The organism is Vibrio sp. 378 (assembly GCF_033339435.1).
In genome coordinates this window covers 1-503 of record NZ_JAWOUO010001284.1, presented here as the reverse complement: position 1 = coordinate 503, position 503 = coordinate 1, and the positions used below count along the sequence as shown (strand labels likewise).

General features: G+C 50.7%; 1 protein-coding gene. It reads right to left on the bottom strand.

The genetic code is table 11. From position 1 onward, the window contains the following. Positions 1–489: flavin prenyltransferase UbiX (locus R7Q48_RS31585; protein ID WP_318134425.1), on the bottom strand; the 489-nt coding region annotated here is incomplete at its 3' end. Between the last annotated feature and the right edge of the window lie 14 nt (positions 490–503).

The window sequence follows — 503 nt, the reverse complement described above, 5'->3', positions numbered from 1 at the left end:
CATTTGCGATAGCTTGTGCATGTTCTCAAGATGCAGCGTTGAAAATGGCGTTTCACGAACCACGAGCAACAGTTGCCCGCGTTCTTTCATTACCACATCAGCCGCCCGTTCGATCAAGTTGTCCGACATACCATGCGCGATCGCCGCAACACTTCCTGCTGAACATGGGCAAACCACCATTTGCTTTGGTGCCGCTGAGCCAGACGCTACCGGTGAGAACCAGTCATCTTTACCACAAACAGTGATGTTATTTGGATCACAGTTGAGATGTTCCACCAGCGCTTGCTTTGCGGCGTCTGGCCCACTTGGCAGCTTAAGGTTGTGTTCGGTTGCCATCACAACGCGAGCCGCCGAAGAAATCAGAACGTAGACATGATAATCCGCCGCGACCAAACATTCTAAAAGACGAAGGCCATAAGGAGCCCCAGAGGCACCCGTTAATGCCAACGTGATGGCTTTTTTGTGAGAGGGTTGTGTTTTGTTGTGCATATCAATCAGGCTTT